Annotated in this window: 12 protein-coding genes; 6 read left to right on the top strand and 6 right to left on the bottom strand. The window is 37.9% G+C overall.

The window, feature by feature from the left end:
- Positions 1–14 precede the first annotated feature (14 nt).
- Positions 15–971, top strand: a complete 957-nt coding sequence (locus tag AC13EX_RS08930) for an HlyD family secretion protein (protein ID WP_339716223.1) — start codon at positions 15–17, stop codon at positions 969–971.
- Between the two features lie 4 nt (positions 972–975).
- Complete coding sequence (locus AC13EX_RS08925; protein ID WP_240477821.1) at positions 976–2,139, top strand: ABC transporter permease; 1,164 nt, start codon at positions 976–978, stop codon at positions 2,137–2,139.
- Positions 2,140–2,203: 64 nt separating this feature from the next.
- On the opposite strand, the gene AC13EX_RS08920 is transcribed toward AC13EX_RS08925, so the two are convergent.
- The 4 genes from AC13EX_RS08920 to AC13EX_RS08905 all read right to left on the bottom strand — a co-directional run bounded on the left by AC13EX_RS08920 (position 2,204) and on the right by AC13EX_RS08905 (position 7,068).
- A complete protein-coding gene (locus AC13EX_RS08920) occupies positions 2,204–4,258 on the bottom strand; it encodes a penicillin acylase family protein (RefSeq protein WP_482892408.1) in 2,055 nt (684 codons plus the stop codon).
- Positions 4,259–4,338: 80 nt separating this feature from the next.
- On the bottom strand, positions 4,339–5,166 hold the full coding sequence (gene ygiD / locus AC13EX_RS08915; RefSeq protein ID WP_482892407.1) for a 4,5-DOPA-extradiol-dioxygenase: 828 nt from the start codon (positions 5,164–5,166) through the stop codon (positions 4,339–4,341).
- Positions 5,167–5,604: 438 nt separating this feature from the next.
- Positions 5,605–6,213 (bottom strand): DUF975 family protein, encoded by a 609-nt coding sequence (locus tag AC13EX_RS08910; protein ID WP_482892405.1) that lies wholly within the window; start codon positions 6,211–6,213, stop codon positions 5,605–5,607.
- A gap of 459 nt (positions 6,214–6,672) precedes the next feature.
- Positions 6,673–7,068: an endonuclease domain-containing protein gene (locus tag AC13EX_RS08905; protein ID WP_482892404.1), complete on the bottom strand. Its 396-nt coding sequence runs from the start codon at positions 7,066–7,068 to the stop codon at positions 6,673–6,675.
- Between the two features lie 222 nt (positions 7,069–7,290).
- Here AC13EX_RS08905 and AC13EX_RS08900 point away from each other — a divergent pair, with 222 nt between their 5' ends.
- From AC13EX_RS08900 to AC13EX_RS08885, 4 genes are all read left to right on the top strand, one after another.
- Positions 7,291–7,485, top strand: a complete 195-nt coding sequence (locus tag AC13EX_RS08900; protein WP_482892403.1) for a hypothetical protein — start codon at positions 7,291–7,293, stop codon at positions 7,483–7,485.
- 88 nt (positions 7,486–7,573) lie between these two features.
- Positions 7,574–8,326 (top strand): 6-bladed beta-propeller, encoded by a 753-nt coding sequence (locus AC13EX_RS08895; protein ID WP_482892402.1) that lies wholly within the window; start codon positions 7,574–7,576, stop codon positions 8,324–8,326.
- 141 nt (positions 8,327–8,467) lie between these two features.
- The gene (locus AC13EX_RS08890) at positions 8,468–8,731 is read left to right on the top strand and encodes a hypothetical protein (protein WP_482892401.1); all 264 of its coding nucleotides are present in this window, start codon (positions 8,468–8,470) and stop codon (positions 8,729–8,731) included.
- A gap of 49 nt (positions 8,732–8,780) precedes the next feature.
- Complete coding sequence (locus AC13EX_RS08885) at positions 8,781–9,920, top strand: DUF4221 family protein (protein WP_482892400.1); 1,140 nt, start codon at positions 8,781–8,783, stop codon at positions 9,918–9,920.
- A gap of 446 nt (positions 9,921–10,366) precedes the next feature.
- Here AC13EX_RS08885 and AC13EX_RS08880 read toward each other — a convergent pair whose 3' ends face one another.
- Positions 10,367–11,395 (bottom strand): alpha/beta hydrolase, encoded by a 1,029-nt coding sequence (locus AC13EX_RS08880; RefSeq protein ID WP_482892399.1) that lies wholly within the window; start codon positions 11,393–11,395, stop codon positions 10,367–10,369.
- 4 nt (positions 11,396–11,399) lie between these two features.
- Positions 11,400–12,200, bottom strand: coding sequence for a pyrroline-5-carboxylate reductase (gene proC / locus AC13EX_RS08875; protein WP_482892398.1), 801 nt, complete (start codon positions 12,198–12,200; stop codon positions 11,400–11,402).
- Between the last annotated feature and the right edge of the window lie 39 nt (positions 12,201–12,239).

The raw sequence follows: 12,239 nt of genomic DNA, 5'->3' as shown, positions 1-12,239 counted from the left end.
TCAAAAATAAAAAAATGAATACCTATAAAAATATATTACTAGGCGGTTTCGCACTACTTGCTTTGAGTTCATGCCAGCCAGAACAGATCACCCCCAATAGAGGTAAAGTGAAATTTGAAACCATTTCAGTGAGTAGCAAACTTGCGGGAAGAGTGGATAAAATATTCGTAGAAGAGGGACAAAAAGTAAAGAAAGGGGATACCTTAGCCACAATTAATATTCCAGAAGTACAAGCTAAAATGCTTCAGGCAGAAGGGGCCATAATGGCTGCCCAAGGTCAGTTAAATATGGCCTTTAATGGGGCTACGGTAGAGCAACTCAATCAGATTGATGGCCAATTGAATGCTGGCAAAGCGCAATTGAATTTTGCTCAGGAATCTTTTAACCGTCTTGAAGCCATGTACACGGATTCATTGATAAGCCAACAGCAATTTGATGAGGTAAAGATGAAGTTGGACATGGCGAAAGCTCAGGTAGCTGCTTTAGCGGCCAAGCGAGATGAAGTGAAAAAAGGAGCGAGGGAAGAGCAAATTGAGCAAGCCAAAGGGCAGTTGGATAGAGCAAAGGGAGCCAGGGAAGAAGTTGCCACCGCTTCTTTAGAGCAGTTTGTTATTGCACCAGCAGATATGTCGGTAGAAACCATTAGTTTGGATGAAGGAGAGTTACTTACCCCCGGTTTTACCTTGTTTAATGGCTACAAAACCAACAGCATCTATTTCAGGTTTACAATTCCAGAATCAAGGATTTATGATTTTGAAGTAGGTCAGGAGTTAAGCTTAGTCAATCCTTATACCGAAGAAGAAGTAGGAGGTAGGATTGCAGCCATCAAGCAACTAGCCAAGTATGCAGACATTACAAGCACAGCACCTTTGTACGGGTTGTCCGAATCAATTTATGAATTAAAAGTAGTACCTACTTCAAATGTTCAGGGGCAAAAGTTTTATATCAATGCTACTTTCCTGATTAAATAAAAAAATGATGAAAAAATTCATAGGCTTATTAAAACTGGAATTCAGGCGTATTTTTTCCAATAGTGTGCTAATGGCCATCTTCTTTGGGGCGCCCATAGGCTACGGTATTTTATTTGGCTATGTGTACCAACAAGCCAAAGTCAAGGATTTACCCATAGTCATTGTGGACCAAGACCAAAGTCCTGCATCGGATAAAATAATTGATGCTTTTGAAGACAATGAGGGCTTACATGTTTCTGATGTAAGGTCAATCCCTGGGGATATCAAAAATGAAATGCCTGTCAAACAATACGTAGCGGTAATTACCCTGCCTACTGATTTTGAAAAGGATCTTTTGCAAAAAAAACATCCAGAGGTACGTGTAGATTTGAACATGGCAAATATTTTAAATGCCAACACAGCGAGCAATCATATCAATACTGTGTTGATGACCATAAATGCTGGAATTGAAATAGAGGGGCTTAAAAAACAAGGACTTCATCCGGAACAGGCAAAAGCAGCTTATGAAAGTTTTAAAATTAACTTCAATAAACTTTATAATTCTACCGGGAATTATGTAACCTTTATGCTACCTGGGTTGCTTGCTGCCATTATGCAACAAATTATCTTTTTAGCAATGGCCTTGGCTTTCTCCCGAGATTTTGAGGATGGCTATTTTGGTAAGCTTGTAATTGAAAGCAAGTCTTCGATTTATCACATAGGCTTAAAGGCAACGCCCTTTTTGATTATGCTTCCCTTTATGTGGTTAATCATAAGTTTGATTCTTTCTTTCTTTAATGTTGGGGTAGAAGTAATTAATTTTCAAATGTTGATTTTGACAACATTATTAACCTTCGCGTCTATGTTTATAGGGATGTTGTTTTCGATTGCCATACCCAGCCAACTGAAAGCGACGGAGTTATTGATGGTAATCTCTACCCCCGCATTTATTTTAAGTGGTTTTACTTGGCCTACTTCGGCAATCCCTGAGGTGATTACAAATGTGGCTCGGTTTATTCCCGTAACTCAATACTTGAGTGGCTTTAGGAAAATAGCATTTTATGGAGGGGATTTTGCTTCAATTATGCCTGAAATAAAGTTCCTGACAGGTATAATTTTAGTGGCAGTTATCACGATGATTTTGTTACTTCAGTTTAAAATTAACCGAATGGCAAAGAAGCAAAATTAATTTGAATCTAAAGCAGTAGATATGGCGGCATGAGGTCAATGACAGCAATGTCGCCATATTTACCTTATCGGATATCGCTTAATTGCTCTCTTTTTTCTAGGTTTTGTAATTGATCTTCTCTTTGAAGCAATACTTTCCTCAGTTGCTTTTTGGAAAACAGTTCCAATTGATCTCCTACATGGGGACTATGGGCTTGGGTGGCATTTCCATACGACATCAGGGCTTTGGCAGTAACCTCCTTTCCAAACTCAGTGGCACAAACGTAGGTCTCACCGTGCGAGGCAAAGAATTGTCCATTTCCCTTTGGTGAATAATTCATGGTTCTAAATATCCCTAAACTTCCTGCACCACCATTTGCAGCATAGCTATGATTCCCAACCTCTAGACGGTAAACATCTCCATAGTTAACAGCTAGGGATCCGTAAATTTGTTGGTGCTTTACGGCCGCTATTTGAAGTGAGGAAGTAACATGAGTTAGGTCTTTTAACTTCCTGGGAGTGTTTAAAGGATCATTAAAATCCCATTCTTCAGCGAAAACGCCTTTGCTTCCAAGTTCTTTTGCGAACATGCTAAATAATACCGGCCCCGTACTATTTGCCTCGAAAGCACCATCCCAACTGAGCAATGTCGCTAACGCTTCCTTCGTCAAGCTATCCAATGCATCGGAATCGATTTTGCTTAAATCTTCTTTTATTCTTAAAAAATATTCCGATTTTGTATCATGCTTCAAAGCGATTAGTTGATCCAAGTTGAGGTTCATTGCATCTTTAATCAATAAAGCTGAGCGTTGGGGTCTAAATCCCATTGCATTTGGAGCCATATGAGAAGGGTAATCATCAGGCCTAATTGCTGCAGGAAAGGTACTGGTATAGGGTGGGTCATTGGCATTTTGGATCCAGCCACTTTCGGGGTTTAGGTAGATGGGAACCTCCTCTGAGGAATAGTAGCCTTGCCACAAATCTTTACTTGAAGTTCCGGAAACTACCTTCTGCCACTTATCCCAGCCTCCATTTTTCTTAGGAGCATTTCCTCCAAAATGATACAGAATATTGTTTTCTTTGTCGCTGTAAATCACATTGAATAGGGGCAGGCCATTCATTGCCAAGGCCCCCTGAAATTCTTCAAGGCTTTGGGATTCTCCCATGGCCAACCATTGACCAATTATATTGAGCTTACCGTCAGTATTGGGCCATTTTATGGCAATGGCTTTATTGCCTTCTTCTTTATATACCATTCCAAAAGCGGACTGTTTTCTCAGCACTGTTGTTGCTTTTTTTCCACTTCCTGTTTTTTCAATAATTTGGACAGTGTCAATAGTGAAATCGTGAAATTCATTATCGAGTTGATACTGCCCATTTTGAAGGGTAAGTTCGTATAGATCCACATTGTCCAAGGTATTGACAGTGTGGGTCCAGCCTAGGTTTTTATTGAAGCCTATACCGATGGTAGGAAGGCCTACCAAGGTGGTTCCGTACAAATCGTTGGTTTCTGTAATTAAATGCGCTTCAAAAAACAACCAGAAATCATCCCAATTTAGATGTGGGTTGGCCATTAGCATGCTATTTCCGGAGGTAGTTTTACTTCCGCTGATAGCCCATCCATTTGATCCGGCTGTCCATTTATTCGCTTTGCTAATATTTCGGTTAATCAGAAATTCTAAGTAAAAAACCCTAAATGTATGTTGAAGAATATCTTCGGGTTTTACCGGTAATACCACTTTATATTTTTCTTCGAGTTCATTGGGGTTTTGGTCAGCATAGGTATTGATCCCTTTGGCAAAAGAGATCAGGACTTGCTTTTCCTTTTGGGGAAGTAGTGCATAAGCCTTCTGAGATGCATTGAGTACACCTAGCTGATGCAACAATTTATCTCTACCAATATCTTCGCTCCAATATTCACTCGATTTTGCCCTTCCTTCACCATATAGTTTTAAGATCAGGTTGCCATGGTTATGCATTTGTGCCCAACCCATCATATAATAAAGGTTGTCATCAGTGCTGGCATAAATGTGAGGAATACCCCATTTGTCCCAAAGAATTTCGTCATTAGGCTGATTGAAATTCTGGAAGTCTAATCCTAATAAAAATGGAACTATAAAAAGAAGCAGCTGTTTGTACACGGGATTAAATATTTTAATGAATTATCAGATGAGTTATATTCAATAACCGATCGGTTAATAAGTCTAGCATTAAGAATGGCTTAGTCAAATTTTACCGAAGTCATAGAAAGGGAACCTCCCAAAGGTTGATCGTTAAATAAGCTTGTTTCATCCTTACTGTCTTTCAGTGCCAATGTGTAGAGCAAGGGCAAATAGTGTTCCGGAGTTGGTATGGCCAGGTCAAAGGCTTTTCCTTGTTTTCTATAATTGATTAAACTTTGAAAATTTCCGTCTACAATCCAGGTCTTCATTTTCTCATTGGCTTCTATGGCCCAGTCAAATGCAAACGGTTCTCCCTGAAGTTTGTCCCAAGCGACTTTTCCCAGGTTGTGCACCATATTACCACTACCAATGATTAAAATCCCCTTTTGACGTAATTGGGACAATTCTTGCGCCAATTCAAAGTGGTATTTTGCAGGCTTGGTATAATCCAAACTCATTTGAATGATGGGGACATCTGCATTGGGGTAAAGGTGTTTGACTACACTCCAAGCACCATGATCCAAGCCCCAGCTTTCATCAAGCCCTATACTTGTGTTGGTGATTAAATCCTTTGTTTCCTGGGCCAGAGAAGGACTTCCTGGTGCCGGGTATTGCACATCAAAAAGGGCCTGCGGGAAACCGGAAAAATCATGAATGGTTCTTGGGTTTTCCATAGCGGTAACATAGGTCCCCTTGGTTTCCCAATGGGCAGAAATACATAGAATAGCCCTTGGTTTTTTAATTTCTTCTCCTACTTTTTTAAAACCCTTTACAAATTCATTCTCTTCAATTCCATTCATGGGGCTACCATGTCCAAGAAATAAAACAGGCATTTTTTGGGTATTAGAAAAGGATCCGGAGAGTTTGTTTAAAGCTTTAAAGTACATTGATTAATTGATTTTTGGGTGGCATTTAAGTATTCATTGGGGTAAGGTTTGCTTTGAAAAAGAGTTCCCCTATAAATATACTCCGCGTTCCCAATAATGGGTTACTTGGGTTTTGGAATATATAGAAATTAATGTTAAATGAAGAGCTTGTTTTTTCTTAAGGTAGGCTTAAGATTTTGTCAGTATTATTGCAAAAAAAAGCAACAATACCGCCAAAATCAGTTGGCGTACAGACCATACTGCATGGGCTATTGCCCCTGTCTACAAAAATGTCACCCCTGAGCGGGGTTTTATGTTTATTCGAAATTTTAGTCTATCAATAGGTAAATTGGCTGAGTTATAAAAAAGAAAACCAAGTCCCTTGACAATATTCAAGGGACTTGGTTTGTTGATTTATTTTTTATCGAGATAGCTTTACTCTTTATTAGTAAAATAATTTTAGATAACCTCAGGGATGATATTCCTGTCTTTTATGTCCATATAAAATTTAGCCAGAGTCACATTGGCAAAGGGGATAAACCACAAAAAACCAATTCCCAAGGTAAGTATACAAAGCAAAGCCATACCAAGAAACATCAAGAACATAAGGAAAAGCTTCATTTTGTAACCATTCATCATTTGCTTGCTTTTGTCAATGGCATCCAGTGGGCCGATGTTTGGGTCATCAGCGATAATATAGAAAGTCATGGCATAGGAAAGGGCTGCAATGATTCCGGGTATTATCAGCAAAAGCATCCATAGAAGTATAAAAATGAACATCAATAAATAGGCCCCTAAAGCTGTACCAAAGTTATTGAAGCCATCAAATATTTGTTGCAATTGGGCATTTTGGTCTCGGGCAATACTCAGAGAGAAATAGGCCAAACCTAGTGTCATAGGTCCGGTAATTAATAAGGTTCCCAAGGCTATCATCGGATAGTAATCTGCCATTCCTTGTAAAAAGCCCATGATAAACATATATAAAAGAAATGTACCTATGGCCAGCCCCCAATTTCCTTTTAAAGAGGCTTTTGCCATTTTCATTAATTCTACATTCTCAGTTCCCATATTTTATTTTGTTCAGGTTTTAAGTGGTTAGGTAGCATTTGTTCTTTTATAATAGTAGGTGAAATCCTATCACAGGGCTAAGCCCTTAGGATTGAATATAGTTTAAATTTTAGACGAGACCAATAGTTTGAAATATTATTTTCGATTTTGGTGCGTTTTGATTTATACCGGATCCTGAGCGAATCCGAAAGAGAAGGTAATAAGGATGCATCACCCTCGGGTTTCGACCCCGCTCAGCCGCCGGGTTTGAAGTGGAGCAACTTGATTTAAATAGGTGCTTAGAGGTGTTTGATTAAGTACCGCGTAAGTTAGACAGTTACGTAATAAATCCCCCTTGCCCCCTTTTGAAGGGGGACTTTTTTACGTTAGGATTTAACATATGCGGTTTACCGTCAAGCTTTATCAGCACAATTAATTTCAGAAAATCAGCCTCAAATGTCTTTTGCTGCATCCCAAAGTTTAGAATGAGGTTTTAGGAATATCATTCTTAAATTCCCAATCATCAATGTAATTTTCTATCTCCATTAAAACATAGGGCATAGATTTCTTGACATCTCGATCTAAAAACCTTAGAAAAAAGAGGTCCATTTTCTCCAAAATCAATTGCCGTTTTTGGTCTTGAACCACCGATTCAGGATATAAATGGCTATCTCCATCAATTTCGATTACCAATTGTAATTTCTTAGAGTAAAAATCAACAATAAAATGCCCTAATGGTTTTTGCCTATTGAAAGAATAGCCTCGAAATTGTCTACCTTTTAACTTTTGCCATAATAAAACTTCGGATAGGGTTGAATGAGTTCTTAACTCTCTTGAAAAATCTTTTAAATTTTTATCATAAGGAAGAAAATGCATGGTAAAATTTAAAAAATTATATGTTTATTTTCTAGATTTCCTCTTTTAAAACAGGGTTTAGCTTTTAAATTTTATTTTTATTATTTAAAAATTTACGTAAAAAATCCCCCTTACCCCCTTTTAAAGGGGGATTTTGATGCGTTTAGGATTAACGAATACGATCTACCTGCTAGCTTTATCAGCCCGCTGAATTTCATAAAATCAGTCTTAACATACCAATCTTTGCAACTCCTCCTTCAAGGGGGCAGTGCTTGTCCTGACGATCCGGGAGGGGTTTTAACAGTAATGTTGTTGAATATCAGGAGGGGTTTTATTCAAAAGTCAATCCCCGTTACCGGATCCGAAGGAGTAGGTAATACGGATACATCACCCTTTGGCTTCGGCTCCGCTCAGCCGCTGGGTTTTCTCCCTGCCTAAATGGTCTTTAAATAAACAATAACAATTAAATAACTTTCTTTTTAGTTTTATTATTAGTATGTTTAAATATATACTTTAAATAAATAATGTGAAAAGAATAGTATTCATACTGACAATGATTGTTTGCTCCTGCTCAGAAAAAGTTGCCTCAGACCAAGAGCTTGTAACGATAGAGATAGATCTGGATCAATCGATTCAAGGAAAATTATCTGAACAATTTGAAAATCCCGAATATATTATATTAGATTACCCGGACAGCAACCCTGTAATTAACCTTTATAATGTAGTTTTTAGAGATGGATTGATTTTTATTAGAGACAATAGATCTCATAATTTATTTGTCTTTGATGAAGAAGGCCATGTTGTCAATACAATTAATGCCAATGGTATGGGGCCGGGAGAATATATACAAATGGATGACTTTCATGTTACTGAGGATCGAATTTATATTCAAGACACTCATTTACAAAAACAACTTGAATTTGATAGCAATGGGGAATTTATTAAAGAAATAAAAAACAGCTACCAAAATACCAACTTTTATGTAGCAGATACTTATTCCATTTACTTTATGTCCTATAAAACTGATTTTAAAGGATATAATTTTGTTAGAAGGGATAACTCAACAGGTAAAGAAGAGTTTTTTTATAAGATAGACAAACCATTAGAGAATATTGTAAGGGTCGATAACTTAAATGGACTTAAAGAAATAGAATCAAAAGATCTTCTATATTTTTCAATGCCACATGCTACAAAAGTCGTTTTTATAGATAAATTTTCAGGATTTTTGAAGGATACTTATTTTTTTGATTTTGGAAAACACAATGTAGCTGATGAATAAAGAGGATTTGAAAAAAGAGAAGAATTAAAAGTTTTAGTCAGAGATCGAAAATTGGTTAGTGGGATTGATTTAATTCATTCGTATTTAGATAAATATGTATTGTTTGTTAGGCAAGGTCTTGATCAAAGACATTATATTTTCATGGACCATGAATTTAATATTCTTAATCAATGGAAAAACCTTGAAAATGATATTGATGGAATGCCATATGTTTTCCCTTGGACAGGAACAGATGATCATTTAGTTTTTAGGTTTCATTCATCTAACTTCTTTAATAAATATGTGGAGTTGTATGGAAATAAAAAAGTTAAAATAATGGAAGGTAATATTCATTCCTTTTTTCAAACGAATAAAAAAAGGTTAAAAGAGGATACATGGGTTTTGGTGAAATTAAAAATTAAATGACCGTTTTAAAATTTTGTAGGTTATTAAGTACCATTAATTGCTTGTGAGAATGAGAATATTTTTTCTGTTGTTGATATTGATAGCTACCGGATGTAAAGATTCAGTAAAAGAAAAGAAAATTGATTTTAAGACCAATTTTCTTGAAATTAAGCTTTTAGAAACTACTCCGGTTAATCCTCGATATACCCAGTTGATTGCCTCTGACTCGGGTGAATACCTTTTACTTTTAAACGACTTTAAGGATAAATTCCAATTTCTTGAACTTCCCTCAGGAGGGATCGCTCATGAAATAGCTATTCAGAGGGAGGGTGAACATGGGGTGTCAGGATTTAATGCCGGAACCGTCACTAGTTGGGATTCTCTTTGGGTAACTAATAGGCCTCCAAATCTAGTATTAACAAACTTTAATGGAGAGGTGTCTAAAAGAATACCTATTATTGATGATCAAATACCACTTACCACAATAAAATCAAATTTTGATCGGCGAATACATCAATATGGAAACAAAATTTTCGGTTCACAACCACTTTTCATGGACCATCATGGGATGAATAAAGATGCCATTCAAAAGCAAAGATTGGTCTTTAGTTTAGATATTAATACAGGAGATGTGGAGTGGTACGATGTGTTTTACAGAGAAGAATATTGGGATAAGGGCAAGAAGCCTTCCGGTTACTCATGGACAGAAAAGGATGGAAAGCTATACATTGCACCTTGGCATGACCATGAGATTCAGGTTTTTGATATGGATTCAGGTACAGTTACATATCGAAAAGAGGTTAAATCATTCCATGTCAACAAACCTGATTACGTCAATGAAATCTTACCAATGGAAAAAGCGTTAGCAAATTCTTTTTCTTCAGACCGTTATAAAAGCCTTCTTTATGATAAGTACAGGAATGTATTTTACAGGTTTTTCTTACCTTCCTTTGATCCCGAAAACTTGGAGGAAGAATACAATCATTTAGACCTCGAATTCTCAAGACCCTATTCGGGTGTGATGGTTTTGGATAGCGAACTGAATATTATCGGAGAACATATTTTTGATAAATTTCAGGTTTATACCACAAACAACCATTTTGTGGGTGAGAAAGGTTTGTACATTTCTGCAAACAATCCCTTTAACCCTGAATATAATGATGATATGTTAAGGTACTTAATATTTACGCCGGAGTTGAGAGAGGAATAAGCTTATCAGGATTAACGGAAATAAAATTGCAAAGCCGCTAAATAGTGCCACCTTGATAATTTAAATAATGTAATAGGTTTACAGTTTATGAAAAAAATTTCAATTTGAATTTCCAATTGTATCAACCTTATATTTTAGAATGTTTACGTTAGAAATCCCCCTTAGTCCCCCTTTGGAAAAAAGGGGGATTTTGATATTTCTTCAATTGACGATTGCGTTACTGACTTTAACCCGAAATATGCAATATAGGTTCTATTATGTGCTGAAATCGCTTTAAAATCAGCCACTTCGTTGCTGTTTGGAGATTTCACCATAGCGGTGCTATGCTAAAATCTCCAAACAGTCTGATTTTCTTGCGATTGCAACACTTCCCGTAAACACGGGACAGGCATCACCCCTGACCTTGTCAGGGCGGAGAAATCCTATTACTTAATCCGGGTTTAAATTTATTTCTCCATTACATTCACACTATCCGCTGGGCTTAGCTGAACTACTTCTTCCAGAAACTTTATGCTTTCCTCTAGCACCTTGTCCCAACTTTCCGTTTTCAAACTGGAAGCGATCACATGGTCACCGGCCTCAGGGAAAGCTACTTTCCGCTTTTTGTCTTCAGGAGTACTTACACTGGCATACATGTCCAGCATGGCTGGAACGGAAACTACCTTGTCCTGCTCTTCCTCATTTTTGTAATAATAGGCCAGAAAAAGTGGTTGTTTTACTTTTTCAAAGGTTTCCTTGTTCATTTTACTTTTTAGCAGAACAGCCAGACTTGTATAAGCATTGATATGATAATTTGTTGCCCAATATTTTCCTTCTTCGGGTTCTCTTTCTATCACCTGCACCCCATTTTCATTGGTCATTGTCATTTCCATTAGTTGTTTCATCCAAGGCTGAAACAAGGGATCGAGTCGATCACCATAGATGCCGATACATGGGGAGTACAATACCAAGGAATGAATTTCCGGTCTTTCCTCTGCCAGGATCAATGACAAGGCACCACCCATAGAGGTCCCTACTACGATTACACTATCCCCCAATTGTCTGCTGATCATATAGGCCCTTCTTGCCCCATCCACCAGGCTTTTGGCATTTAGGTGTTCAAACGCATTTGCACGCTCTATGCCATGTTCCGGTAGCCTGGCCAAGTAGAGGTTGGCACCAAAATGTTTGGCCAATTGCTGATGCACAGGGTCGCCCTCCATCTGACTGGCACCAAAACCGTGTACATAGAGAATACTGAAAGCGGTTTTTTCCTTTCTCTCAGGGTCAGCCCAGACTATCCTGGCTTCATTATTAGGTTTAAGGCCTTGCACAGTGTCTTCACCCTGCTGTATATAGGCTTCCAGGTTATTGAGATTTGATGGCACTTCAGGATAGGTACCGGATAAGTCCTGAATGCTTTCTTTTGGTCCGAGCATATAAAAGATGACAATAAAAATGGCTGAACCCATCAGCCAGGGAAGGACTCTTTTCATGATTTTATTTTTTGATGTCTTCGTAAGAGGCAACTACCCCTCTTACCATGGCAGAACTGAAGCCATGGTGCTCCATTTCATTTAAGCCCTTGATGGTAGAGCCTTTTGGCGTCGTCACCTTATCTATGGCTGCTTCAGGGTGAATCCCTTTCTGAATAATCAATTCGGCAGCACCTTTGACCGTCTGCGTCACAATTTTATTGGCTGTTTTGGCATCAAATCCTATTTGGATTCCTCCTTGTGTCATGGCGCGCATAAAGCGCAGAACAAATGCAGTGCCGCAAGCCCCCAAAACAGTGGCCGCTTCCATCAGGTGTTCTTCTATGGTGATGCTAATGCCTACACTATTGAAAATGGCTTTGATGGCCTCTTCTGTTTTTTGGTCAAAACCTTCCCCACAAATGCAGGTAATGGATTCTTTAATATCTGCTGCTATATTGGGCATAACCCTGAAAACAGTAGTACCGGGTTCTAGTTCAGCCTTTATGGCATGCAAGGTAATACCAGCAGCCAAAGAGGCGATTACTTGCTTGTCTTTCTTTAAAAATGGCTTAATCTCCTGTAGAATAGGCTGAATATTGTAAGGTTTAACACCTAAAATTACAAAGTCGGCATCCTTAACGGCTTCTTTATTATCAGCTAGTACTGTGACTCCTTGGGATTCCAGGTAAAACAAACTTTCCGGATGTCTTTTGGTAACGATTAGCCTTTTTCCGTCAAATCCTTCTGTACTCAATAAGCCATTGGCTATAGAAAGCCCCAGGTTTCCGCAACCTATGATGGCTATTTTAGTATTGTTGTCCATTTATTTTAGTCCTTATTTAAAATCAAGCAATAAATTTAC

It is taken from the genome of Cyclobacterium sp. L-R (assembly GCF_056859355.1).
This window is presented reverse-complemented; position numbering and strand designations above follow the sequence as displayed.

Bases quoted from the DNA above. Each gene is read 5' to 3' on its own strand.
- AC13EX_RS08905 (WP_482892404.1), bottom strand. From the start codon at position 7,068: ATGCATTTTCTTCCTTATGATAAAAATTTAAAAGATTTTTCAAGAGAG.
- AC13EX_RS08890 (WP_482892401.1), top strand. From the start codon at position 8,468: ATGGACCATGAATTTAATATTCTTAATCAATGGAAAAACCTTGAAAAT.
- AC13EX_RS08930 (WP_339716223.1), top strand. From the start codon at position 15: ATGAATACCTATAAAAATATATTACTAGGCGGTTTCGCACTACTTGCT.
- AC13EX_RS08910 (WP_482892405.1), bottom strand. From the start codon at position 6,213: ATGGGAACTGAGAATGTAGAATTAATGAAAATGGCAAAAGCCTCTTTA.
- AC13EX_RS08925 (WP_240477821.1), top strand. From the start codon at position 976: ATGATGAAAAAATTCATAGGCTTATTAAAACTGGAATTCAGGCGTATT.
- proC (WP_482892398.1), bottom strand. From the start codon at position 12,200: ATGGACAACAATACTAAAATAGCCATCATAGGTTGCGGAAACCTGGGG.
- ygiD (WP_482892407.1), bottom strand. From the start codon at position 5,166: ATGTACTTTAAAGCTTTAAACAAACTCTCCGGATCCTTTTCTAATACC.
- AC13EX_RS08885 (WP_482892400.1), top strand. From the start codon at position 8,781: ATGAGAATATTTTTTCTGTTGTTGATATTGATAGCTACCGGATGTAAA.
- AC13EX_RS08880 (WP_482892399.1), bottom strand. From the start codon at position 11,395: ATGAAAAGAGTCCTTCCCTGGCTGATGGGTTCAGCCATTTTTATTGTC.